Below are 23,213 nucleotides of genomic sequence, written 5' to 3'. Positions count from 1 at the left end.
TGGTTGTAGTGTGGCCAGGCAAGGCGAAAGTAGGGCTAAAACGGCCGGGGTCGCGCTCGACTTTAGGGGACCTAAATGAGCATTTTTAGACCTGCTTTCAACGCAGCATGGCCGCGCTACAGCTGATTTTTTAGCAAAAAAAGCCCCGGACTTCATTGGGGAGGGAGAAGTTCCGGGGTTTAAGTTCCGAACCGCTAGGGCGGGGTTCAGATATCTGCCAACACTTAACACAACATAGGAGCATCGAAGGGCTTCACCAGCCATTCAGTACCTCTGAGTGTTGGATCGGCAGATTAGTTCAGATTTTTTTCAAAAAGCTTTGGAATAGCTTCAGGCATTTATCGGTCTAAGCCCGTTCTGCGCGGCTTGCCGCGACAGCAAGTCGCGGCAACGCTGAAGTCTTAGTGCGCCTCATCCCAATTGTTGCCGACACCCACTTCCACCAGCAGCGGCACATCGAGCTTCGCCGCTTCGCTCATGTGCAGGCGAATCTCGGCGCTGACCTGCTCAACCAGGTCCTCGCGAACCTCCAGCACCAGTTCATCGTGTACCTGCAGGATGACCCGCGCATCCAGCCCTGACGTCGCCAGCCAGTCGTCCACAGCGACCATGGCTTTCTTGATGATGTCCGCAGCCGTGCCCTGCATCGGCGCGTTGATCGCCGTGCGTTCTGCGGCGGCGCGTTCCTGTGGCTTGTTCGAGTTGATCTCCGGCAAGTACAGGCGACGACCGAAGAAAGTTTCGACGTAACCCTGATCGGCCGCCTGCGCGCGGGTGCGTTCCATGTATTCACGGACGCCTGGATAACGGGCGAAGTAAGTATCGATGTAAGCCTTGGCGGTCTTGGTGTCGACGCCAATGTCCTTGCCAAGCTTCTGCGCGCCCATGCCGTAGATCAGGCCGAAGTTGATCGCCTTGGCGCTGCGGCGCTGGTCCGAGGTCACTTGATCCAGCTCGACCTTGAACACTTCGGCAGCGGTTGCGGTGTGCACGTCGAGGTTGTTGCGGAAAGCGTTCATCAAGCCTTCGTCGCGGGACAGGTGCGCCATGATCCGCAATTCGATTTGCGAGTAGTCCGCCGCCAGCAGTTTGTAGCCCTTCGGCGCGACGAATGCCTGGCGAATGCGCCGGCCTTCAGCGGTGCGCACCGGGATGTTCTGCAGGTTCGGATCACTGGAGGACAGCCGCCCGGTGGAGGCCACGGCCTGATGGTACGAGGTGTGAATGCGCCCGGTGCGCGGGTTGATCTGCTCCGGCAGGCGATCGGTGTAGGTGCTTTTCAGCTTGCTCATCGAGCGGTGCTCCATCAGCACCTTCGGCAAGCGGTGATCGTCTTCGGCGAGTTTCGCCAGCACTTCTTCGGCGGTGGACGGCTGGCCCTTGGCGGTTTTCTTCAGCACCGGCAGGCCGAGCTTTTCATAGAGAATCACGCCCAGTTGCTTCGGCGAGCCGAGGTTGAATTCCTCACCGGCAATCTCGAAGGCCTCACGCTCCAGCGCGACCATTTTGTTGCCAAGCTCAATGCTCTGGATGCCGAGCAGTTCTGCGTCGACGAAGGCGCCCTGACGCTCGATGCGAGCCAGTACCGGCACCAGCGGCATCTCGATATCGGTCAGCACGCTGGCCAGGCTCGGGATCGCGTTAAGTTTTTCTACCAGCGCCTGATGCAGGCGCAGGGTGATGTCGGCGTCTTCGGCGGCATACGGCCCGGCCTGTTCCAGCGCGATCTGGTCGAAGGTCAGCTGCTTGGCGCCTTTGCCGGCAATGTCCTGGAAGCTCACCGTGGTGTGGTCCAGGTATTTCAGCGCGAGGCTGTCCATGTCGTGGCGGGTCGCGGTGGAGTTGAGCACGTAGGACTCAAGCATCGTGTCGAAGGCGACGCCGCGCACGCTGATGCCTTCACTTTGATCGCCGCCGATGGCGCAGTTGGCCAGGATGTTCATGTCGAATTTGGCGTGCTGACCGACCTTGAGCTTGTGCGGGTCTTCCAGGATCGGCTTGAGTGCGCGCAGGACGGTGTCGCGATCCAGCTGCTCCGGCACGCCGATGTAGGAGTGGGTCAGCGGAATGTACGCGGCTTCGTTGGCCTGCACGGCGAACGACAGGCCGACCAGTTGCGCCTGCTGCGCGTCGATACCGGTGGTTTCAGTGTCGAAGGCGATCAGTTTGGCGTTGCGCAGTTTTTCCAGCCAGACGTCGAAGCGGGCCTGATCGAGGATGGTTTCGTATGCGGCTTCAGCAGGCGCGGCGGCTGCCTCGGCTGGCGGGGCGCTGAATAGATCCTGCGCGGGCGCAGGCTCGGCTGCCGCGCTCAGTTCCAGACGCTTGGCATCGCGATCCAGATCATTGAGCCAGCTCTTGAATTCCAGCAGGGTGTACAGCTCGTACAGTTTGGCTGGGTCTTCCGGACCCATCTGCAGATCGTCGAGGCCGATATCCAGCGGCACGTCGATCTTGATGGTTGCCAATTGGTAGGAGAGGAATGCCATTTCCTTGTGCTCTTCGAGCTTGGCCGGCAGGGTCTTGGCGCCGCGAATCGGCAGGGTCGGGACGATGTCGAGGTTGGCGTACAGCTCAGTCAGGCCGCCATTGACCCCGACCAACAGACCGGACGCGGTTTTCGGGCCGATGCCGGGAACGCCCGGAATGTTGTCGGACGAATCGCCCATCAGCGCCAGATAATCGATGATCTGCTCCGGAGCGACGCCGAATTTCTCCTTCACGCCCTCCACATCCATCGAACTACCGGACATGGTGTTGACCAAGGTAATGTGGCCGTCGACCAGTTGCGCCATGTCCTTGTCACCGGTGGAGATGATCACCGGACGGTCCGCCGCCGCGCTGCTGCGGGCGAGGGTGCCGATCACGTCGTCGGCCTCGACGCCGTCCACGCACAGCAGCGGGAAACCCAGGGCGATCACGCTCTGGTGCAGCGGCTCGATCTGCACGCGCATGTCATCTGGCATGCTCGGGCGGTTGGCTTTGTATTCGGCGTACATCTCATCGCGAAATGTCCCGCCCTTGGCGTCGAACACCACGGCGAACGGGCTGTCCGGGTACTGCTTGCGCAGACTCTTGAGCATGTTGAGCACGCCTTTGACCGCACCGGTCGGCAGGCCTTTGGACGTGGTCAGTGGTGGCAGTGCATGAAAGGCGCGGTACAGGTAAGACGAACCGTCCACCAGGACGAGGGGGGCTTGGCTCATGAGCAGGATCAACCTTTTCGGCGGGTCCGGGGCTAGAATAGCGGGACCGTTGACGACAAAGGGACAAGGTTATCATGCGTACGTTAAATCGCTTGCTGCTGGTCGGGTTGATCGCTGTCTCACCACTGACCGCGATGGCGGCGGATGATGCACCGGGCGGTGACCCCGAGGTCACCATCCGCACGGAGGGCGACAAGACCATTCAGGAGTACCGTCAGAACGGGTTCCTGTATGCGATCAAGGTCACGCCCAAGGGTGCGCCGCCGTATTTTCTGGTGCGCGCCGACGGGACGGATGCGAATTTCATCCGCTCGGATCAGCCGGATATGCTGATCCCGTCATGGAAGATCTTCGAATGGAAGTAGGTTTTCAATTCACCCGGCGCCGCCGTTGCGGCGCCCGTACTGGCAGTTAAGACATGTCTGTGTTCACTCCCCTGGCTCGGCCCGAGCTGGAAACTTTTCTCGCCCCTTATGGGCTCGGCCGCCTGCTTGATTTCCAGGGGATCGCCGCCGGCAGCGAAAACACCAATTTCTTCATCAGCCTGGAGCAGGGCGAATTTGTCCTGACCCTCGTCGAGCGCGGCCCGGTGCAGGAGATGCCGTTCTTCATCGACTTGCTCGACGTGCTGCACGAAGCCGATCTGCCGGTGCCCTACGCCCTGCGCACCACGGACGGCGTCGCCTTGCGTGAACTCAAAGGCAAACCGGCATTGCTGCAACCGCGCCTGTCGGGCAAGCACATCAAGGTCGCCAACGCCCAGCATTGCGCACAGGTCGGCGAATTGCAGGCGCATCTGCATCTGGCGACTCAGGGCGAGCGCATGATCAAGCGCAAGACCGATCGTGGTCTGGACTGGATGCTGGAGGAGGGTACGGAGTTTCTCTCGCATCTGAGCGTTGAGCCGCGTGCGCTGCTGCAAAGCGCGCTGGATGAAATCTCTGAGCGCAAAGACAAGATCCTCGCGCTGCCTCGGGCGAACATTCATGCCGATCTGTTTCGCGACAACGCCATGTTCGAAGGCACCCATCTGACCGGGCTGATCGACTTCTACAACGCTTGCTCGGGGCCGATGCTGTATGACGTGGCAATCGCGTTGAACGACTGGTGTTCGGATGAGGCTGGCGTAATCGATGGCCCGCGTGCCCGAGCGTTTCTCGGCGCCTACGCGGCGCTGCGCCCGTTCACGGCGGCGGAAGCCGAATTGTGGCCGACGATGCTGCGCGTCGCTTGTGTGCGGTTCTGGCTGTCACGCCTGATCGCCGCCGAGCAGTTCGCCGGGCAGGACGTGTTGATTCACGATCCGCAGGAGTTTGAGCAGCGCTTGGCGCAGCGGCAGAGGGTCAGCACCCCGTTGCCTTTTGCCCTTTAAAAGCTTCGCGAGCAAGCCCGCTCCCACATGAGGTCTGTGTCGTTCACAAATCCAATGTGGGAGCGGGCTTGCTCGCGAACGGGGCAGCGCCGGTGCTGGGGTTACAACGATTCCAGGCACCCGGCCAGGTCATTGCCGAGTTTTTCCAGCACCTGCTCGTAGCCCTGAGCCGTCGCCGGCGTATAACCACCCAACGCATCCAGCTCGGCCAGTTTCACCGGCAAACCGGCCACCAGCGTTTCCGCCAGACGCGGACGCAACGGCGGCTCGCTGAACACACAGGTCTTGCCCACTTCCTGCAAGCGCTTGCGCATCGCCGCGACGTGCTGGGCGCCCGGCTGCACCTCGGCGGCCACCGCGAAGACCCCGGCGTGCTTCAGGCCGTAGGCGTCCTCGAAATAATCAAAGGCCTCGTGAAAGACGAAGTACGGCTTGCCTTCAACATTGGCCAGACGCTTTTTCAAGCGTTGGTCCAGCGCATCCAGACGTTCATCGAACGCTTTGGCATTGCTCTGATAACGCTGGGCATTGGCCGGGTCGGCGGCGCTGAGGTCGGCGGCCATTTTGTCGGCGATCACCCGCGCGTTGACCGGTGACAGCCACAAGTGCGCATCCAGCGAGCCGGGGCGATGATCGTGATCGTGTTCATCGGCCTCTTCGGAGTGGGAATGGTTGTCCGCGCCGAAATGCCGCAGCTTGAGCCCCGGCAAATCCTGCACCGCGACGCTCGGCAGGCTGCGACCGCCGAGTACGCGCGGCAGGAAACCTTCCATGTCCGGGCCGATCCAGTAGAGCAGATCGACCGACTGCACCTTCCGTACGTCGGATGGGCGCAGGGCGTAATTGTGCGGCGAGGCGCCCGGCGGCAGCAGCACCTCCGGAATCGCCACGCCGTCCTGCACCGCAGCAGCAATCAACTGCAACGGCTTGATGCTGGTGAGCACTTTGACCTCGGCCTGAGCCGAACCGATCAGTAGAAAACTGGCAACAAAAGCGACAAAAACAGAAAAAAGTCGGGACACGATGACCACTCAAGGAAGCGAGAACGGGTAACATAATAACGTCTCCAGCAAATCTCGTCGCCGCTCATGCCTATTACCCCGATTGCCAGCCGTCCCCACGACCACTCCCATTGCGTGCACAGCGCTCTGTCCGAGGCCGATACCTTGTGCGCGCAGAAAGGTTTGCGTCTGACTGCCCTGCGCCGCCGTGTGCTGGAACTGGTCTGGCAGAGTCACAAACCGCTGGGCGCCTATGACATCCTCGCCGTGCTCAGCGAGCAGGACGGCCGCCGCGCCGCGCCGCCCACGGTGTATCGCGCGCTGGATTTCCTGCTGGAAAACGGCCTGGTTCATCGCATCTCCTCGCTCAATGCTTTCGTCGGCTGCGTACACCCGGAGCACGCGCATCAGGGCCAGTTCCTGATCTGCCGCGAGTGCCACGCCGCTATCGAACTTGAGCAAAAAGTGATCAGCGACGCGATCATCAGCAGCGCCAAAGACGTGGGTTTCATCGTCGAAGCGCAGACCGTCGAAGTGGTTGGCCTGTGCGCCGGTTGCCAGGGGGCCTGATGAGCAACGCGCTGATCCGTCTGGAGCAGGTCGCCGTCACGTTTGCCGGGCAGACCGTGCTGGACAACATTGAGCTGAGCGTCGAGCCGGGGCAGATTGTTACGTTGATCGGCCCCAACGGCGCCGGCAAGACCACGCTGGTACGCGCCGTGCTCGGGCTGTTGAAGCCGAACAGCGGCAGCGTCTGGCGCAAGCCGAAACTGCGCGTCGGCTACATGCCGCAGAAATTGCATGTCGATCCAACCTTGCCCTTGTCAGTGCTGCGCTTTCTGCGTCTGGTGCCCGGCGTCGACCGCCCGCGGGCGTTGGCCGCGTTGAAGGAAGTCGGCGCCGAACACGTGATCGACAGCCCCGTGCAGAGCGTCTCCGGCGGTGAAATGCAGCGCGTGCTGCTGGCTCGGGCGCTGCTGCGCGAGCCTGAGCTGCTGGTGCTCGATGAGCCGGTGCAGGGCGTCGACGTGGCCGGGCAGGCCGAGCTGTACAGCCTGATTACGCGTCTGCGCGACCGCCACGGTTGCGGCGTGCTGATGGTCTCTCACGATTTGCATCTGGTGATGAGCACCACCGATCAGGTGGTCTGCCTCAACCGTCACGTCTGTTGCTCCGGGCATCCCGAGCAGGTCAGCGGCGATCCGGCATTCGTCGAGCTGTTCGGCAAGAACGCGCCGAGCCTGGCGATCTATCACCACCATCACGACCACGCCCACGATCTGCATGGTTCGGTGGTCAAGGGCCCGCTCGGCGGGCAACCTCATGTTCATGGAGACGGCTGCAAGCATGGCTGATTTTCTTTTGTATGCCCTGCTCGCAGGTCTGGCGCTGGCGCTGGTGGCTGGGCCACTCGGCTCGTTTGTGGTGTGGCGGCGCATGGCCTATTTCGGCGACACCCTGTCCCACGCCGCATTGCTCGGCGTGGCGCTGGGCTTTTTGCTGGATGTCAGCCCGACGGTGGCGGTGACGGTCGGCTGCCTGCTGCTGGCGGTGTTGCTGGTGACTCTGCAACAACGCCAGCCACTGGCGTCTGACACGCTGTTGGGAATTCTTGCGCCGAGCACGCTCTCTCTCGGCCTGGTGGTACTAAGCTTCATGCATGAAGTGCGGATCGACCTGATGGCCTATCTGTTCGGCGATCTGCTGGCGATCAGTCCGAGCGACCTGGCCTGGATTCTTGGCGGCACCGCAGCGGTGCTGGTGTTGCTGGTCGCGCTGTGGCGTCCGCTGCTGGCGGTCACCGTGCATGAAGAACTGGCGCGGGTCGAAGGCCTGCCGGTGGCAGGTTTGCGCTTGGCGCTGATGCTGTTGATCGCGGTGGTGATTGCGGTGGCGATGAAAATTGTCGGCGTGCTGCTGATTACTTCGCTGCTGATCATCCCGGCGGCTGCGGCACAGCGTCACGCCCGTTCGCCAGAGCAGATGGCCCTGGGCGCGAGCCTGCTGGGCATGCTCGCAGTGTGCGGCGGGCTGGCGTTGTCGTGGTTCAAGGACACCCCGGCGGGGCCGTCTATCGTGGTGACGGCAGCCGCGCTGTTTCTGTTGAGTTTTGTTCTGCCCCGTCGTGGGGTGTAGACTTGGCCGCTTTTTGCGCAATTAGAGAGTCGCAGGAATGAAGCCGTTCGCCTCCCGTTATCTGCTCCTTGTCGCATTTTCCGTGCTGCTGGGCGCCTGCCAAAGCACGCCGCCGGTGGCTGAAGTCCCGGACGCGCGGGCTACGGCCATCGCACAGCTGGAGCAAAGCCTGGCCAGCAGCGAACTGGCCACCGCCGAAGACCAGTTGGCCGCGTTGCAAGCCGCAACCCCCAATGATCAATCCCTTGAGCAATACCAGCGGCAGCTGGCCGAGGCGTACCTGCGCCGCAGCCAGATCGTCCTGCAGAAAGGTGATGTCAACGCTGCGGCCACCGCGCTGAGCCGTGCCCGCGCCTTGATGCCCAAGGCGCCCGCGCTGACCGGTGGGGTCAACGGTGCGATCACCGAAGCGCGCAAGGCCGAGCTGGAGAAGGCTGAAGCGGCGTTATTGGCGGCTGAAGCCAGACCGAAAGCCAAGGTCATTGACCCGACAGCCGAGAGCACCACGGTTGCGTTGAACATCGGCGATATTCACAAGTTGCAGCGACAACTCGATGCGATCGCCGCCGATGTGGTGAATTACGATTGCGCCGTCAGCATCCAGGCTCCACGGACTGCGGATTATCCGTGGCTGGCGACCTTGCTGACCAAGCGAGTCAAGAAGCTCGATCCTGATTTTGATTTGCAGATCGAGAAGCAGATCCTGCGCACAGTGCCAGCGCAGATGGTTTTAAGTCCGCGTAAACCATAAAAAGATCGTCCGAACGCGGCCCGAGCCTTCGGACGATCCTTTGCTTTTACGCTGGAATCGCCTTGGCCTTAGCCTCCCGCGCCCAGACCCGATGCTCGCCAATCGCCGCGAAGAACGGCTTGGTCAACGCCCCCACATCCGCGCCCTGCACCAACCCCGCATCCGCATCCAGCTTCAACAGGTCCTGCAATTGCTTGGCCTCGCCGTGCAGCGCGATCGCTTTCAGGTGCTTGTAGGCCTCGAGCAGGTAATGCAACGCCACGCCGTCGCCGCTCAACGCGGTAATCGACGCTGCGCCACCCGGCACGAACACCGCGTCGAAAGCGATTGATGGCATACCTTCCATCGAAGCATCCACCGGCAATGCCTTGCCGTCAGCGGCTTTGACTGGCGCCGAGGTCGGGCCGAGCAGTTTTGCGTGGGCGCCTTCGGCTTCAAGTGCTTTCTTCATTGCCTCGATGGCCGCAGCATCAACGCCGTTGGCCGCGAGGATCGCCACTTTGCGCGTCTTGATATTGCCTGGCAGCAGATTGGCCTGGCTCAGCGCTGGCGATTGCTCCAGCGAAGTCTTGCGCACTTCGACCGTACCTTTGGCTGGCGCCGGCAAACCGAGGTTCTCCGCCACGCGTTTGGCCAGGGTCAAGTCGATATTGGCGAGGATCTCGTTCACTTCACGGGCACGGATGAACTCACGCTCGACCTTGCCCAGCTCGAAGCTGTAGGCAGCGATGATGTGCTCTTTCTCGTGCTCGCTCATGCTGTTGAAGAACAAGCGAGCCTGGGAGAAATGATCGCCGAACGACTCGCTGCGCTGGCGGATCTTCGCTGCGTCGATGCGCTCCGGATAGCTCTCGAAACCACCGTCCTGCGCAGCCGGCGGGGTTTCTTTCGGCCAGCCACCGTCGATCGAGTTCGGCTCATAAGAGGCACGGCCCTTGTCGATGGTGGTGCGGTGCTGCGCGTCACGCTGGCCGTTGTGGAATGGCGCCACCGGACGGTTGATCGGCAGCTCATGGAAGTTCGGCCCACCGAGTCGGCTGATCTGCGTGTCGGTATAGGAAAACAGCCGACCTTGCAGCAGCGGGTCGTTGGAGAAGTCGATGCCTGGCACGATGTGGCCCGGGCAGAAGGCGACCTGCTCGGTTTCGGCGAAGAAGTTGTCCGGGTTGCGGTTGAGGGTCATTTTGCCCAGCGGCGTGATCGGCACGATTTCTTCGGGGATGATTTTGGTCGGGTCGAGAATGTCGAAGTCGAAGTCGTGTTCGTTCTCTTCTTCGACGATCTGCACGCCGAGTTCCCATTCCGGGTAGTCGCCCATCTCGATCGCTTCCCACAGGTCGCGTCGGTGGTAGTCGGTGTCTTTACCGGCGAGCTTCTGCGCCTCGTCCCACACCAGCGAGCAGGTGCCGGCGGTAGGGCGCCAGTGGAATTTGACGAAGCGTGATTTGCCCTCGGCGTTGATCAGGCGGAAGGTGTGCACGCCGAAGCCCTGCATGCTGCGCAGGCTTTTCGGAATCGCCCGGTCGGACATCGCCCAGATCACCATGTGCGCCGATTCCGGCACCAGCGAGACGAAGTCCCAGAACGTATCGTGGGCCGAGCCGCCGGTCGGGATTTCGTTGTGCGGCTCGGGTTTCACCGCGTGAACGAAGTCGGGAAACTTGATCGCGTCCTGAATGAAGAACACCGGCATGTTGTTGCCGACCAGGTCGAAGTTGCCTTCGTCGGTGAAGAATTTCACCGCAAAGCCGCGCACGTCACGCACGGTATCGCCGGAACCACGTGGTCCCTGAACTGTGGAAAAGCGCACGAACACCGGGGTTTTCTTGCCCGGATCCTGTAGGAAACCAGCCTTGGTCAGCGCTGCATGGTTCTCGTAACTCTGAAAGAAACCGTGCGCGCCGGTGCCGCGGGCATGGACGATGCGCTCTGGAATCCGCTCATGGTCAAAGTGCGTGATCTTTTCACGCATGATGAAGTCTTCCAGCAGCGACGGCCCGCGCGGCCCGGCCTTAAGGGTGTTCTGGTTGTCCGCGATCTTCACACCCTGATTGGTGCGCAGTGCCTGACCGGTAGCGTCGGAACGGAATTCTTCAAGACTCTCGAGCTTGGCGTTGGTGTTGGCGCGATCCGGGGTGTCGGTTCCGGCCATTTCGCTTTTATCGGGTGCAGGCTTTTTGATGCTCATCAGACGTAAACTCCTCGTTTGGCCCCGGATGCCTTCCGAAGACCCTTGAGTGATTCCCGGGCACGGCACCCAGGGTTTCAAGTCGCTTACTTAGTGACTGATGAGCGTTTCAGCCGTTCCGTTTATCTGACCTTTGATCGCGTTATTGCCAAATTGAAGGTTAATTGCGAAATAAATGCTAAGAACCTCTATACGGACAGGCTAAAATGCGCGCCCGGCTAACCGCTGATCCTTTTCCAACGCGCCCCACAAGGTTCGCTACGTGATCGAGTTTCAAAACGTCCACAAGACTTACCGCGTCGCCGGTAAGGATATTCCCGCGCTGCACCCGACCAGTCTCGCCATCGAGAACGGTCAGGTGTTCGGCCTGATTGGCCATTCCGGTGCGGGCAAAAGTACCCTGCTGCGTCTGATCAATCGCCTGGAAGATTGCAGTGGCGGCAAGATCATCGTCGATGGCGAAGAAGTCACCGCACTGGACGCCAACGGCCTGCGCCGTTTCCGCCAGCAGGTCGGGATGATCTTCCAGCACTTCAACCTGCTCGCCTCCAAGACTGTCGCCGACAACGTTGCCTTGCCGCTGACCCTGGCCGGTGAGCTGTCGAGCAGTGAAATCAACCAGCGCGTGGCCGAGTTGCTGGCGCGGGTCGGTCTGTCCGACCACGCGAAAAAGTACCCGGCGCAACTGTCCGGCGGCCAGAAGCAGCGCGTCGGCATCGCCCGCGCCCTGGCGACCAAGCCAAAGATTCTGCTGTGCGACGAGGCCACCAGCGCCCTCGACCCGCAGACCACCGCCTCGGTTTTGCAATTGCTGGCCGAGATCAACCGCGAACTGAAACTGACCATCGTCCTGATCACCCATGAGATGGACGTGATCCGTCGCGTCTGCGATCAGGTCGCGGTGATGGACGCCGGGGTGATCGTCGAGCAGGGTTCGGTGGCCGACGTGTTCCTGCATCCACAGCACCCGACCACCAAGCGTTTCGTGCAGGAAAGCGAGCAGATCGACGAGAGCGAGCAGCGTGACGATTTCGCCCATGTGCCGGGGCGGATCGTGCGTCTGACCTTCCAGGGCGAAGCGACCTACGCGCCGTTGCTCGGTACCGTCGCCCGGGAAACCGGCGTCGACTACAGCATCCTTGCCGGTCGCATCGACCGCATCAAAGACATTCCCTACGGGCAATTGACCCTCGCCGTCACCGGTGGCGACATGGAAGCGGCGTTCGCCCGCTTCACCGCCGCTGACGTTCACATGGAGGTATTGCGCTAATGGAAGACCTGATCAGTTTCTTCACCAATATCGACTGGTACGAAATCTGGCTGGCCACCGGCGACACGATGCTGATGCTCGGCGGTTCGCTGTTGTTCACCGTGCTGCTCGGCTTGCCGCTGGGTGTGCTGCTGTTTCTTTGCAGCCCGCGCCAGTTGCTGGAAAACCGTGGTCTGTACGCGATCATGTCGCTGGCGGTGAATATCCTGCGTTCGCTGCCGTTCATCATCCTGCTGATCGTGATGATCCCGTTCACGGTGCTGATCACCGGCACTTCGCTGGGCGTGGCCGGTGCGATTCCGCCGCTGGTGGTGGGCGCTACGCCGTTCTTCGCGCGGCTGGTGGAAACCGCTTTGCGTGAGGTCGATCGCGGCATCATCGAAGCCACCCAGTCGATGGGCGCGACCACGCGGCAGATCATCATGAACGCCTTGCTGCCGGAAGCGCGTCCGGGCATCTTCGCAGCGATTACGGTGACAGCGATTACACTGGTGTCCTACACGGCGATGGCCGGTGTGGTCGGCGCCGGTGGTCTGGGCGACCTGGCGATCCGTTTCGGCTACCAGCGTTTCCAGACCGACGTGATGATCGTCACCGTTGTGCTGCTGTTGATCCTTGTGCAAGTGCTGCAAATGGTGGGCGATCGTCTGGTCGTGCATTTCTCGCGCAAATAATCGGTTCTGGTCATCAATGAGGCGCTGGCCGCACGCTGGCGGGCGCCGGAAAAGGAGTTAGCTGAATGAAAAAACTGATCGCTGCTTTCGCTGCCGTCGCAGCATTCTCGGCCCACGCCGAAACCTTGACCGTTGCCGCCACTCCGGTGCCGCACGCGGAAATCCTTGAATTCGTCAAACCGGCCCTGGCCAAAGAAGGCGTGGATCTGAAGGTCAAGGTCTTCACTGATTACATTCAGCCGAACGTACAGGTCGCGGAAAAGCGTCTGGACGCCAACTTCTTCCAGCACCAGCCGTATCTCGATGAATTCAACAAGGCCAAGGGCACCGATCTCGTAGCCGTGACGGGTGTACACCTGGAGCCGCTGGGCGCGTACTCGAGCAAGCTCAAGGATCTGAAGGACCTGCCGGGCGGCGCCAACGTGGTGATCCCGAACGACGCCACCAATGGCGGCCGTGCGCTGTTGCTGCTGGCCAAGGCTGGCGTGATCACCCTGAAAGACCCGACCAACATCCTGTCGACCATCAAGGACATCGCGCAGAACCCGAAAGACCTGAAATTCCGTGAGCTGGAAGCCGCGACCATCCCGCGCGTGCTGACCCAGGTCGATCTGGCGCTGATCAACACCAACTACGCGCTGGAAGCCAAGCTCGATCCGTCCAAGGATGCGCTGGTGATCGAAGGCAACGACTCGCCGTACGTGAACATCCTCGTGTCCCGCGCGGACAACAAGGACAGCGACGCGATGAAGAAACTGGCGGCTGCGCTGCACACGCCGGAAGTGAAAAAGTTCATCACCGAGAAGTACAAAGGCGCGGTGTTGCCGGCGTTCTGATCGGGGCGGCGGCAATGAAAAAGGGGACGCCATGAGCGTCCCCTTTTTTGTGCCTGAAACACCGTCCCTGTGGGAGCGGGCTTGCTCGCGAAAGCGGTGTATCAGCCAGCATTTCTTCATCTGAGCCACCGCATTCGCGAGCAAGCCCGCTCCCACACTGGATCAGTGGTGTCACTACTTGCGGTTAAGCATCCCCGGCAACTGCGCCACCAGTTTGGCGTTATTCAGCGGCGCCCGAATGAACCCGCGCTGCGTGCCGTCCGGGCCGATCACGGCCAGGTTGCCACTGTGATCGACGGTGTAATTCGGCTTGCTGGTATCGGCGGGAATGAACGGAATGCTCACTGCATTCGCGACTGTTTGCAGCTCTTCGATCGACGTTGGCGTCAGGCCAACGAACTGCGGATCGAAGTAGCCCAGATACTGCTTCAGCTGTTTCGGCGTATCGCGGTTGGGGTCAACGCTGACCAGCACGATCTGCAATTTATCCACAGCCTCTTTCGGCAGTTCACTCTTGATCTGCCGCAGTTGCGCCAGGGTGGTCGGGCAGATGTCCGGGCAGAAGGTGTAGCCGAAGAACAACAGACTCCACTTGCCTTTCAACTCATCGATCGCCACCGGTTTGCCGTCCTGATCGGTCATGGTCACGTCCGGCAGATTGCGGCTCTGTGGCAGCAGGATGATCCCGGCGTCGATCAGCGCAGTCGGGTCGCCCTGACCTTTACCGCTCAGCACCTTGTTGACGGTAAGCCCGAGAATCAGTGCGATCACGGCAGCGAGGATGAAGACGGTTTTCTGGGTTCGGGTCATAGGTTCAACAGTAAGTAGTGGTCTACGAGCAGGGCGATGAACAACAGGAACAAGTAATAAATAGAGTACTTGAAGGTGTTGATCGCCGCGTGCGGCCGAGTGCCACGGTACAGCACCACGGCCCATTGCAGAAACCTCGCGCCCAACGCCAGCGCACAGACCAGATACAGCACGCCGCTCATGTGAATCACGTACGGCAGCAGACTCACCGCCAGCAGCGCGAAGGTGTACAGCAGAATGTGCACTTTGGTGTAGTGCTCGCCGTGGGTCACCGGCAGCATCGGAATGTCGGCCTTGGCGTATTCCTCCTTGCGATGAATCGCCAGCGCCCAGAAATGTGGCGGGGTCCAGGCGAAGATGATCAGCACCAGCAGCAACGGTTCGGCGCTGACATGGCCGGTGGCGGCGGTCCAGCCGAGCAGCGGCGGGGCGGCGCCAGCGAGGCCGCCGATGACGATGTTCTGCGGCGTCGCGCGTTTGAGGAAGCCGGTGTAGATCACCGCGTAGCCGAGCAGCGAGGCGAGGGTCAGCCATGCGGTCAATTGATTGGTGAACGTCAGCAGCAGCGCCTGGCCGAGCAACGCCAGCAGCAACGCAAATGTCAGCGCCGCCGCAGGTGAAACCCGGCCTTCGGCCAGTGGCCGTTTGTGCGTGCGCGCCATCACCGCATCGATGCGCCGATCGACCACATGATTGACGGCCGCCGCACCGCCGGCGCACAAGGCAATGCCCAGATTTCCAAAAACCAGCACCGTCCACGGCACGCCCGCTCGGGTGGCGAGGAACATGCCGACCAGCGAGGTGATCAGCATCAGCACCACGACTTTCGGCTTGGTCAGCTCCAGATAATCGCGCCACAGCGCTTGCGTCGCACGTTCGCCGATCAGACTCGCCATGGCGTTTCTCCTTTCAATGCGATGGGCGCGACGGCAGGTTTGTGCGCACCCAAGCGCCAGCGCGCCAGCACCGGTTGGGTCACCCGCAGCAGACTGGTGCGCGCGTGGTAATTGACCAATACCAAGGTCAGCAACAGCGCCGCACCGCCGGCGTTGTGGGCGACGGCCACTGGCAGCGGCAGATGAAACAGCACGTTACTGATACCGAGGGCGATCTGCGCGGCGAGGGCGATCAGCAGCAAGCCAGCCAGACGCGTCATGCCCACCACCTTCAATTGCCAGGCCAGACCGAGCAGCACGACTGTCACCAGCAAAGCGCCGATGCGGTGTGTCAGATGAATCGCCGTGCGCGCGTCGCTGTCCAGTTGGCCGCCGAGATAGTTCGGGCCGATGTGCTGGGTCAGATGAAAGCCATTGGCGAAGTCCGCCGGCGGCAGCCATTGGCCGTGGCAGGTGGGGAAGTCGATGCAGGCCACCGCTGCGTAGTTGGAGCTGACCCAGCCGCCCAGCGCAATCTGGCCGATTACCAACAGCAGCCCCGCCGTCGCCCAATATTGCAGGCGTTTGGGCACCGTCAGTGCCGGCAGCACGCCGGACAACCTCAGCGTCAACAGAAACAGCAGACTCAACGTGGCGAAGCCGCCGAGCAAATGCCCGGTAACCACTTGCGGCCAGAGCTTGAGCGTCACCGTCCACATGCCGAATGCGGCCTGAGCGATGACCACCGCCAGCAGAAACAGCGGCAGTTTCACCGGTTGGCCCGGATGGCGCCGGTTTACCCAGGCGCGCCCGGCCAATACCGAAATCAGCAACCCGAGGGTGCCGGCGAAATAGCGGTGGATCATCTCGTTCCAGCCCTTGTGCGCCTCCACTGGCGCATCCGGGAAATGCAGTTCGGCATGGGCCAGTTGCGCCTCGCTTTTCGGCACGCTGATAAACCCGTAGCAGCCCGGCCAGTCGGGGCAGCCGAGGCCTGCGTGGGTCAGGCGCGTATAGGCGCCGAGCAGCACCACAATCAGTGCCAGCAGGGTGGCAAACAGCGCGAGGCGAAATCCAGGTTTGGCCATGACGATGCCCTTATCCGATGTTCGACAGTTTCAGCAGATGACGCAGGTCGTTGAGCAGATCCTTGCCCTTCACGTTCGGCTCGTAGCGCAGCACCAGATTGCCGTGCGGGTCGACGATCCACAGCTGCGGCAAGGCTTTGTCGCCGGTGGTCCTGGCGAACACGCCGGCATCCAGTGGATAACGCTGCAGTTGCGGGTATTCGCGATCGAGTTTGCCGGCGTACTCGGCGCTCAATGGTTGCGCGGCGGCGAGCGCATGGCTGGCGCGTCCGGCTTCGCGGCCGAGGCTGATCTGGATCTGCCGGGCCAGGTACACCAGTTGCTGGCAGTCGACTGCGCAATCCTTTGGCGCCGTGACCAGAATCTGCCAGCGCTGCTCATCGGCCTGCACGCCAAGGTCGGCGCGGGTCTGGCCGTTGCCGATCAGCTCGCCGTGGTAGCTGCGTCCTTCCGGCACCCAGAATTGCAACTTGTACATGCCGGTGGCGAGCAGCATCGGCCCGACTACGCCGAGCACAATCAACAGCAATTGAATGCGCCCGCGCCGACGGCTGGGAGCAGGTTTGGCCTCAGACATGCTGGGTGGATTCATGGCGCTTCCCATGGCGTTTCTCCTTTGCGTTGTGCCAGCCCAAATAGAGGTAAAGCCCAAGCAGGGCCGTGGCCATGGCAAACCATTGCACGGCATAGCCGAGGTGTTTTTCCGGGCCCATCGCGACTACCGGCCAATCGGTCTGATAGCTGGCCGGGCCGGGTTCGGCGCGCAGCTCAAAGGCGAAACCGTCGCGCTCCAGGGTTTGCCACAATTTGCCCGGTTCGACGGCGGTGATGGTTTGCGGCCAGACACCGCTGACCGGATCGGCGTGCAACTGGAACGTTGCGCCGGGGGCGACATAGACCCAGGCGTCGAGCGTCAGCGCCTCGGCCGGTGTCGTGAATTGCGGCGGCACGCGCCGATCGGGCCATGGCAGCCAGCCGCGATTGACCAGCAGCCAGAGGCCGCTGCGTTGATCCTGAAACGGTTGCAGCAATTCGACGCCGACCTTGCCGCCACGCTGGCGATTGTCGAGCAACAGCGTGTGGGCGGGGTCGAACTGGCCGTGCAGGTGCACGCGGCGATAAGCCGGATCGGCGCTGGTTGCGAGTTCGCTGCTGGCCATCGGTTCGGCCACGCGACGTTCGGCATAACTGGCCAGCAGCGCGGTTTTTTCCGCGCCCCGGCCCAGTTGCCAGAAGCCCAGCGCAACCATCAGCGGCAGCAACAACGCGACCACCACGGTGGGGATCACGCCCGGGCGAAAGTGCTTCATGGCCGCGCCATAAAGTCAGTCATCGCGATCGCTATACTCAAGTGCATCGCCTGTCCCCCGGAGTCTTGCCATGTTCAAAGCAGCGATCGCCCTGATGCTGATTGCCACGGTCGTCAGTCTGTTCAGCGGCCTGTTTTTCCTGGTCAAGGACGACAGCAGCTCCCATCGGCTGGTCATCGCCTTGAGTGTCCGGGTGGCACTGGCCGTGTTCACCGTCGGCCTGATGGCCTGGGGTTTCTACAGCGGCCAGTTGGTGTCGCATGCGCCCTGGTAGCGTCGGCGTTCAGAGCACATAGACGAAGAAGAACAGGCCGATCCACACCACGTCGACGAAGTGCCAATACCAGCTCGCTGCTTCGAAGCCGAACTGGTGTTCGTTGTCGAAGTGGCCCTTCATGATCCGCATCAGCATCACGAACAGAATGATCGTGCCGATGGTCACGTGGGCGCCGTGGAATCCGGTGAGCATAAAGAACGTCGCGCCGTAGATGCCCGAGCCGAGGGTCAGCCCCAGCTCTTTGTAGGCGTGGATGTATTCCTCGGCCTGGAAACCCAAAAACGCGATGCCCAGCAGCACGGTGATCGCCAGCCACAATTTCAGTGCGCCGCGATGGCCCTTCTTCAAGGCGTGGTGGGCGATGGTGATGGTCACGCTGGAGCTGACCAGCAGAATGGTGTTGATCAGCGGCAGGCCCCACGGGCTGATAACGTCTTTGGGCGGCGGGAACAGTTTCGGGTCCGGGTTGTTCAGCAGTGGCCAGACGTACTCGAAATTCGGCCACAGCATTTGCGACACGCCCTTGCTGCCTTCGCCCGCCAGACCCGGCGCGGAAACCGTGCGGATATAAAACAGCGCGCCGAAGAAGGCGACAAAGAACATCACTTCGGAAAAGATGAACCAGCTCATGCCCCAGCGGAACGAGCGGTCCAGCTGCGGGCTGTAAAGCCCCGCGCGACTTTCCTTGATCACCGCACCGAACCAGCCGAACAGCATGTACGCGAGCAGCAGGCCACCGACGAAAAAGATCAGCGGGCCGTGGGAATCCGGGCGTGCCGCCTTCAGATCGTTGAACCAGGTGGCGAGGCCGTACACGGTGACGAACATCCCGAGCGTGGCGATGATCGGCCATTTGCTCTGGGCCGGGACGTAATAGTGCTCATGAGTTGCCATTTATTGTTCTCCTTATCGGCCACGCTCAACCGCCGGTATTAACAGCCACCGGTGGATGTCGGGCGGTGATATCGAACAGCGTGTAGGACAGCGTCAGGTGCTTCACTTCCTTGGGCATGTCGCGGTCAACGATGAAACGCACGGGCATCTCGATCTGTTCACCGGGTTGCAGCACCTGCTGGGTAAAACAAAAGCATTCGGTCTTGTGGAAAAACGCCGCCGCGTTGCTCGGCGCGATGCTCGGTACCGCTTGCGCGCTCATCGGTTTGTCGGTGGGGTTGCGCGCGATGAACACCATCTCGTTGACCGCGCCGGGATTGGCGGTCAGTTCGTCATGCTTGGGATAAAAGTCCCACGGCATGTCGGCGGTGTTGGTCGAGAGAAACTGCACGCGCACCTGGCGCGAGGTGTCGACCACTTGCTCTCCCGCGTACTGGCCGCCGGTCTTGCCGTTGATGCCGAAGGCCTTGCACATCACGTCATAGATCGGCACCAGGGCGAAGCCGAAGACGAACATCGCCACCACCACCAACAGCAGGCGCGTGACCAGTTTCTTCAGCGAGATCGAGTCAGCCATGGTTCCAATCCTCAATCGAGAACCCCTGTGGGAGGGGGCTTGTTCGCGAATGCGTCGGATCAGTCAACTCAACTGTTGAATGAAAAATGGCATTCGGGAGCAAGCCCCGTCCCACAGAAGCCAGGCGTTTCATTTCACTTCCGGCGGCGTGGTAAAGGTGTGATACGGCGCCGGTGACGGCACGCTCCACTCCAGGCCTTCGGCGCCATCCCACGGTTTCGCCGGGGCCGGCGCGCCGCCACGGATGGTCTTGATGACGATGAAGAGGAAGAAGATCTGCGTGGCGCCAAACATGAACGCGCCGATCGACGAGACCATGTTGAAATCGGCGAATTGCAGGTTGTAGTCCGGAATGCGTCGCGGCATGCCCGCAAGACCCACGAAGTGCATCGGGAAGAAGGTCAGGTTCATGCCGACAAACGACAGCCAGAAATGCAGCTTGCCGAGGGTTTCGTCGTACATGTGCCCGGTCCACTTCGGCAGCCAGTAATAAGCCGAGGCGAAAATGCCGAAGATTGCCCCGGGCACCAGTACGTAGTGGAAGTGCGCGACCACGAAGTAGGTGTCCTGATACTGGAAGTCCGCCGGGGCAATCGCCAGCATCAGCCCGGAGAAGCCGCCGATGGAAAACAGGATCACGAACGCCACGGCAAACAGCATCGGTGTCTCGAAGGTCATCGAGCCCTGCCACATGGTGCTGGCCCAGTTGAAGACTTTCACCCCGGTCGGCACGGCGATCAGCATGGTCGCGTACATGAAGAACAATTCGCCCACCAGCGGAATGCCGACCACAAACATGTGGTGCGCCCAGACGATAAACGACAGAAACGCGATGCTCGCCGTGGCGTAAACCATCGAGGTGTAGCCGAACAGCGGCTTGCGCGCGAAGGTCGGGATGATCTGGCTGACCGCGCCGAACGCCGGCAGGATCATGATGTACACCTCGGGGTGGCCGAAGAACCAGAACACATGCTGAAACAGCACCGGGTCACCACCGCCGGCAGCGCTGAAGAAACTGGTGCCGAAGTGAATGTCCATCAGCATCATCGTCACGCATCCGGCCAGCACCGGCATCACCGCGATGAGCAGGAACGCGGTGATCAGCCAGGTCCAGACGAACAGCGGCATTTTCATCAGAGTCATGCCGGGGGCGCGCAGGTTAAGGATGGTCGCGACCACGTTGATCGCGCCCATGATCGAGCTGATGCCCATCAAGTGAATGGCGAAGATGAAGAACGTCACGCTTTCCGGTGCGTAGGTCGTCGATAGCGGCGCGTAGAAGGTCCAGCCGAAATTCGGCCCGCCGCCCGGGGTGAACAGCGTCGATACCAGCAGCAGAAAAGCCGCCGGCAACAGCCAGAAACTGAAGTTGTTCATCCGCGGCAGGGCCATGTCCGGCGCGCCGATCATCAGCGGGATCATCCAGTTGGCGAGGCCGACGAATGCTGGCATCACCGCACCGAAGACCATCACCAGGCCATGCATGGTGGTCATCTGGTTGAAGAATTCCGGCTGGACGATCTGCAGGCCGGGCTGGAACAGCTCGGCACGAATGACCATGGCGAACGAGCCGCCGAGCAGGAACATGCAGAACGCGAACCACAAGTACAGCGTGCCGATGTCTTTGTGGTTGGTGGTCAGCACCCAGCGCATCAGGCCTTTGGCGGGGCCGTGGGCGTGGTCGGCATGACCGTGGTCATCGATGACAGCGCTCATGGCCGGTCTCCTTCACGAAAGTGGACGGGGCAGGCCGGGGCGTGCGGCCCCGACCGGTTCACGGAGTACGCAATTGACCGGCTCATTGGCTTTCCGCCTGTTTCAGCTCCAGTACTTCTTTAGGCGTGACCATGTCGCCCTTGTTGTTGCCCCAGGCGTTACGTTCGTAAGTCACGACCGCCGCGATGTCGACTTCCGACAGCTGCTTGCCGAACGCCGCCATGGCGGTGCCGGGTTTGCCGTGGAAGACGATGCCCAGGTGATCCTTGATCGGTCCGGTGGCGATTTTCGAGCCCTTGAGCGCCGGGAACATCGGCGGCAGGCCCTGGCCTTCGGCCTGGTGACAAGCCACGCAAGTGGTGTGGTAGACCTTGTCGCCGCGCTCCTTGAGTTCGTCGAGAGTCCATTCCTTGCTGGTCAGCTCTTTGAGCTGCGCGGCTTCGGCCTTGCGCTCGGCGAGCCATTTTTCGTAGTCGGCCTGCTCCTTGACCTCGACCACGATCGGCATGAAGCCGTGGTCCTTGCCGCACAATTCGGCGCATTGGCCGCGGTACAGCCCGGGCTTGTCGATACGGGTCCAGGCTTCGTTGACGAACCCGGGAATCGCATCGCGCTTGACCGCAAACGCCGGCACCCACCATGAGTGAATAACGTCGGCGGAGGTGACGAGGAAGCGCACCTTGGCGCCGACCGGCAGCACCAGCGGCTTGTCGACTTCGAGCAAGTAATGCTCGCCCTTGGCTTGCTTGTTGTGGATCTGCTCGGCGGGGGTGGCCAGATTGCTGAAGAATTCGACATCCTGGCCCAGATATTTGTAGTGCCACTTCCACTGATAACCGGTGACCTGGATATCGATGTCCGGCTCGCTGGTGTCGTACATCTTGATCAGCGTCGCGGTGGCGGGAACGGCCATGGCCACCAGAATCAGCAGCGGCACGACAGTCCACATGATCTCGACGCCGGTGCTTTCATGGAATTTCGCCGCGACCTGGCCGGTGGAGCGGCGGTGTACCATCATCGACCAGAACATGGCGCCGAAGACGATGACCCCGATCACCACACAAATCCAGAAAATGGTCATGTGCAGGTCGAATACTGCGTGACTGATTTCAGTCGCTCCAGGCGCCATATTCACTGTCCAGGCGGCGTTGGCCTGGCTGAATATCGACCACAACAGGAGGCCCATCCAGACATGTGGATGTCGCATCATTGCGGGTTCCCCTTATCGTTCTTGTTATCCCGCCGGCGTATCGCCTGCGGCAAGGGAGCGGCTGCATCAGACTACGAACTTGAATCGCCGGGCCTTGCTGCGGGTGCAGTCGGGCGTCATCAGCTAACTCCATTCATTGGCGAGTATAGACAGCGTCCGGGAATTGCAACCCGCGCACGTAAATGAGCTGAAACAACCGCCGCTTGCGTTCAAGTGCCCGAATGGAGAAGGATGCAGACGAGTGGTGGCAAATGGATATAACGCAGCTGCATCAAGGATGAAATAATTATGACAAATGCGTCTTAGCGTTTTTCGTAAGCCAGCTAAGTTATGTCTTCCCTATTTCATTGCCTTGTTTCCTGGAGTTTTCATGAACACCGCCGCATTGCGCGAGCAGATCCAAAAAGCCCAACAACACGAAAAAGACACCGGCCTGCTGACCCGTCAGCTGGAAAGCAAGCTGCCTCACCTGCACCCGGCGATCCAGTTGCCGGAAGCCGACGCCAACGGCGTGCTGACGCGTTTTGTCGCCGCCTACATCGATGAAGTACCCGACCTGCTGGACGCAGCCAATGAAGTCGCCAGGGAAGCGGGAATCGAATCGCAGATCAAACCGGTGCTGAAAATCGCCGAGCAGTATTTCCTCCAGCCGCCGGCCATCATGGCCGGGCATGTCGGCCTGGACAGCCTGCTCGACGAGGCCTATCTGGCGCACCGTTTTGTCGAAGAGGTCAACGACCTGTACATCAAGCATTTCGGCCAGCCACTGATCCCCCTGGACATGACGGTCGCCAATTTGATTGCTCATCAATTGATCGGTGAGGCATTCGCCAACCAACTGGACGAAGCGGTGCATCACGCGATCGACGAGATGCTCAACGACGAGAGCTTTGCCCTGGAGTCGGTGGAAGCCTACCGTGACAAACTCAGCAGCCCGGACACCGGCGCGGCGTGGAAACGCTGGCCGTGCATGAGCCGCCGGTTGGGTGTGGGGCTTGAGCTGGATCAGCCTGCTGCCTGAG

Annotated in this window: 23 protein-coding genes; 11 read left to right on the top strand and 12 right to left on the bottom strand. The window is 61.3% G+C overall.

Annotated features, from left to right (window positions below):
* Nucleotides 1-401: 401 nt before the first annotated feature.
* Nucleotides 402-3,206, bottom strand: coding sequence for a DNA polymerase I (polA, locus tag CXF97_RS18050; RefSeq protein ID WP_101159666.1), 2,805 nt, complete (start codon nt 3,204-3,206; stop codon nt 402-404).
* A gap of 74 nt (nt 3,207-3,280) precedes the next feature.
* Between polA and CXF97_RS18045 the strand changes: the two genes are divergently transcribed.
* Together CXF97_RS18045 and CXF97_RS18040 are read left to right on the top strand one after the other, a co-directional pair.
* Nucleotides 3,281-3,571, top strand: a complete 291-nt coding sequence (locus CXF97_RS18045; RefSeq protein ID WP_101159665.1) for a DUF2782 domain-containing protein — start codon at nt 3,281-3,283, stop codon at nt 3,569-3,571.
* A gap of 53 nt (nt 3,572-3,624) precedes the next feature.
* On the top strand, nt 3,625-4,578 hold the full coding sequence (locus CXF97_RS18040) for a homoserine kinase (protein ID WP_101159664.1): 954 nt from the start codon (nt 3,625-3,627) through the stop codon (nt 4,576-4,578).
* Nucleotides 4,579-4,679: 101 nt separating this feature from the next.
* Here the strand turns inward: CXF97_RS18040 and CXF97_RS18035 are convergent, their stop codons facing one another.
* On the bottom strand, nt 4,680-5,600 hold the full coding sequence (locus CXF97_RS18035) for a zinc ABC transporter substrate-binding protein (RefSeq protein ID WP_178081211.1): 921 nt from the start codon (nt 5,598-5,600) through the stop codon (nt 4,680-4,682).
* A 66-nt stretch (nt 5,601-5,666) separates the two neighbouring features.
* Here CXF97_RS18035 and CXF97_RS18030 point away from each other — a divergent pair, with 66 nt between their 5' ends.
* The 4 genes from CXF97_RS18030 to CXF97_RS18015 are packed head-to-tail and all read left to right on the top strand — an operon-like array spanning nt 5,667 to nt 8,466.
* Nucleotides 5,667-6,149 carry a Fur family transcriptional regulator gene (locus CXF97_RS18030; protein ID WP_024014990.1) on the top strand — a complete coding sequence of 161 codons (483 nt, stop codon included), beginning with the start codon at nt 5,667-5,669 and terminating at the stop codon, nt 6,147-6,149.
* Nucleotides 6,149-6,934, top strand: coding sequence for a zinc ABC transporter ATP-binding protein ZnuC (znuC, locus tag CXF97_RS18025; protein WP_101159662.1), 786 nt, complete (start codon nt 6,149-6,151; stop codon nt 6,932-6,934). Before CXF97_RS18030 ends, znuC begins: the two co-directional genes overlap by 1 nt.
* A complete protein-coding gene (znuB, locus tag CXF97_RS18020) occupies nt 6,927-7,715 on the top strand; it encodes a zinc ABC transporter permease subunit ZnuB (RefSeq protein WP_101159661.1) in 789 nt (262 codons plus the stop codon). Before znuC ends, znuB begins: the two co-directional genes overlap by 8 nt.
* Before the next feature lie 37 nt (nt 7,716-7,752).
* Nucleotides 7,753-8,466 (top strand): PA5502 family lipoprotein, encoded by a 714-nt coding sequence (locus CXF97_RS18015; protein WP_101159660.1) that lies wholly within the window; start codon nt 7,753-7,755, stop codon nt 8,464-8,466.
* 46 nt (nt 8,467-8,512) lie between these two features.
* Here CXF97_RS18015 and katE read toward each other — a convergent pair whose 3' ends face one another.
* Nucleotides 8,513-10,654, bottom strand: a complete 2,142-nt coding sequence (katE, locus tag CXF97_RS18010; protein WP_101159659.1) for a catalase HPII — start codon at nt 10,652-10,654, stop codon at nt 8,513-8,515.
* 262 nt (nt 10,655-10,916) lie between these two features.
* Between katE and CXF97_RS18005 the strand changes: the two genes are divergently transcribed.
* The 3 genes from CXF97_RS18005 to CXF97_RS17995 all read left to right on the top strand — a co-directional run bounded on the left by CXF97_RS18005 (nt 10,917) and on the right by CXF97_RS17995 (nt 13,434).
* Nucleotides 10,917-11,924 (top strand): methionine ABC transporter ATP-binding protein, encoded by a 1,008-nt coding sequence (locus CXF97_RS18005; RefSeq protein ID WP_101159658.1) that lies wholly within the window; start codon nt 10,917-10,919, stop codon nt 11,922-11,924.
* Entirely contained in the window at nt 11,924-12,598 is a 675-nt protein-coding gene (locus CXF97_RS18000) for a methionine ABC transporter permease (protein WP_101159657.1), read from the top strand. The genes CXF97_RS18005 and CXF97_RS18000 overlap by 1 nt, the downstream gene beginning before the upstream one ends.
* 65 nt (nt 12,599-12,663) lie before the next feature.
* Nucleotides 12,664-13,434, top strand: coding sequence for a MetQ/NlpA family ABC transporter substrate-binding protein (locus CXF97_RS17995; RefSeq protein WP_101159656.1), 771 nt, complete (start codon nt 12,664-12,666; stop codon nt 13,432-13,434).
* 174 nt (nt 13,435-13,608) lie between these two features.
* On the opposite strand, the gene CXF97_RS17985 is transcribed toward CXF97_RS17995, so the two are convergent.
* From CXF97_RS17985 to CXF97_RS17965, 5 genes are read right to left on the bottom strand one after another with little or no spacing between them, the layout of a single operon-like run.
* The gene (locus tag CXF97_RS17985; RefSeq protein ID WP_101159654.1) at nt 13,609-14,244 is read right to left on the bottom strand and encodes an SCO family protein; all 636 of its coding nucleotides are present in this window, start codon (nt 14,242-14,244) and stop codon (nt 13,609-13,611) included.
* Nucleotides 14,241-15,140: a heme o synthase gene (gene cyoE / locus CXF97_RS17980; protein ID WP_101159653.1), complete on the bottom strand. Its 900-nt coding sequence runs from the start codon at nt 15,138-15,140 to the stop codon at nt 14,241-14,243. Before cyoE ends, CXF97_RS17985 begins: the two co-directional genes overlap by 4 nt.
* Nucleotides 15,128-16,207, bottom strand: coding sequence for a heme A synthase (locus CXF97_RS17975; protein WP_101159652.1), 1,080 nt, complete (start codon nt 16,205-16,207; stop codon nt 15,128-15,130). The genes cyoE and CXF97_RS17975 overlap by 13 nt, the downstream gene beginning before the upstream one ends.
* Before the next feature lie 10 nt (nt 16,208-16,217).
* On the bottom strand, nt 16,218-16,811 hold the full coding sequence (locus CXF97_RS17970) for a hypothetical protein (RefSeq protein ID WP_101159850.1): 594 nt from the start codon (nt 16,809-16,811) through the stop codon (nt 16,218-16,220).
* Nucleotides 16,777-17,517 (bottom strand): SURF1 family protein, encoded by a 741-nt coding sequence (locus CXF97_RS17965; RefSeq protein WP_101159651.1) that lies wholly within the window; start codon nt 17,515-17,517, stop codon nt 16,777-16,779. Before CXF97_RS17965 ends, CXF97_RS17970 begins: the two co-directional genes overlap by 35 nt.
* 70 nt (nt 17,518-17,587) lie before the next feature.
* Here CXF97_RS17965 and CXF97_RS17960 point away from each other — a divergent pair, with 70 nt between their 5' ends.
* Nucleotides 17,588-17,791: a twin transmembrane helix small protein gene (locus CXF97_RS17960; protein WP_101159650.1), complete on the top strand. Its 204-nt coding sequence runs from the start codon at nt 17,588-17,590 to the stop codon at nt 17,789-17,791.
* A gap of 9 nt (nt 17,792-17,800) precedes the next feature.
* Here the strand turns inward: CXF97_RS17960 and CXF97_RS17955 are convergent, their stop codons facing one another.
* The 4 genes from CXF97_RS17955 to coxB form a co-directional block, all read right to left on the bottom strand.
* The gene (locus CXF97_RS17955; RefSeq protein WP_101159649.1) at nt 17,801-18,688 is read right to left on the bottom strand and encodes a cytochrome c oxidase subunit 3; all 888 of its coding nucleotides are present in this window, start codon (nt 18,686-18,688) and stop codon (nt 17,801-17,803) included.
* A gap of 25 nt (nt 18,689-18,713) precedes the next feature.
* Complete coding sequence (locus tag CXF97_RS17950) at nt 18,714-19,265, bottom strand: cytochrome c oxidase assembly protein (protein ID WP_016772328.1); 552 nt, start codon at nt 19,263-19,265, stop codon at nt 18,714-18,716.
* 129 nt (nt 19,266-19,394) lie between these two features.
* On the bottom strand, nt 19,395-20,981 hold the full coding sequence (ctaD, locus tag CXF97_RS17945; protein ID WP_039757110.1) for a cytochrome c oxidase subunit I: 1,587 nt from the start codon (nt 20,979-20,981) through the stop codon (nt 19,395-19,397).
* Between the two features lie 82 nt (nt 20,982-21,063).
* Complete coding sequence (gene coxB, locus CXF97_RS17940) at nt 21,064-22,191, bottom strand: cytochrome c oxidase subunit II (RefSeq protein ID WP_101159648.1); 1,128 nt, start codon at nt 22,189-22,191, stop codon at nt 21,064-21,066.
* Nucleotides 22,192-22,561: 370 nt separating this feature from the next.
* Here coxB and CXF97_RS17935 point away from each other — a divergent pair, with 370 nt between their 5' ends.
* The gene (locus CXF97_RS17935; protein ID WP_093096227.1) at nt 22,562-23,212 is read left to right on the top strand and encodes a hypothetical protein; all 651 of its coding nucleotides are present in this window, start codon (nt 22,562-22,564) and stop codon (nt 23,210-23,212) included.
* The last annotated feature ends 1 nt before the right edge of the window (nt 23,213 follow it).

It is taken from the genome of Pseudomonas sp. Choline-02u-1 (genome assembly GCF_002836515.1).
In the GTDB taxonomy this organism is placed as follows: domain Bacteria; phylum Pseudomonadota; class Gammaproteobacteria; order Pseudomonadales; family Pseudomonadaceae; genus Aquipseudomonas.
Note: the sequence above shows the minus strand (reverse complement) of the source record. Positions and strands in the feature narration are given on the sequence as shown.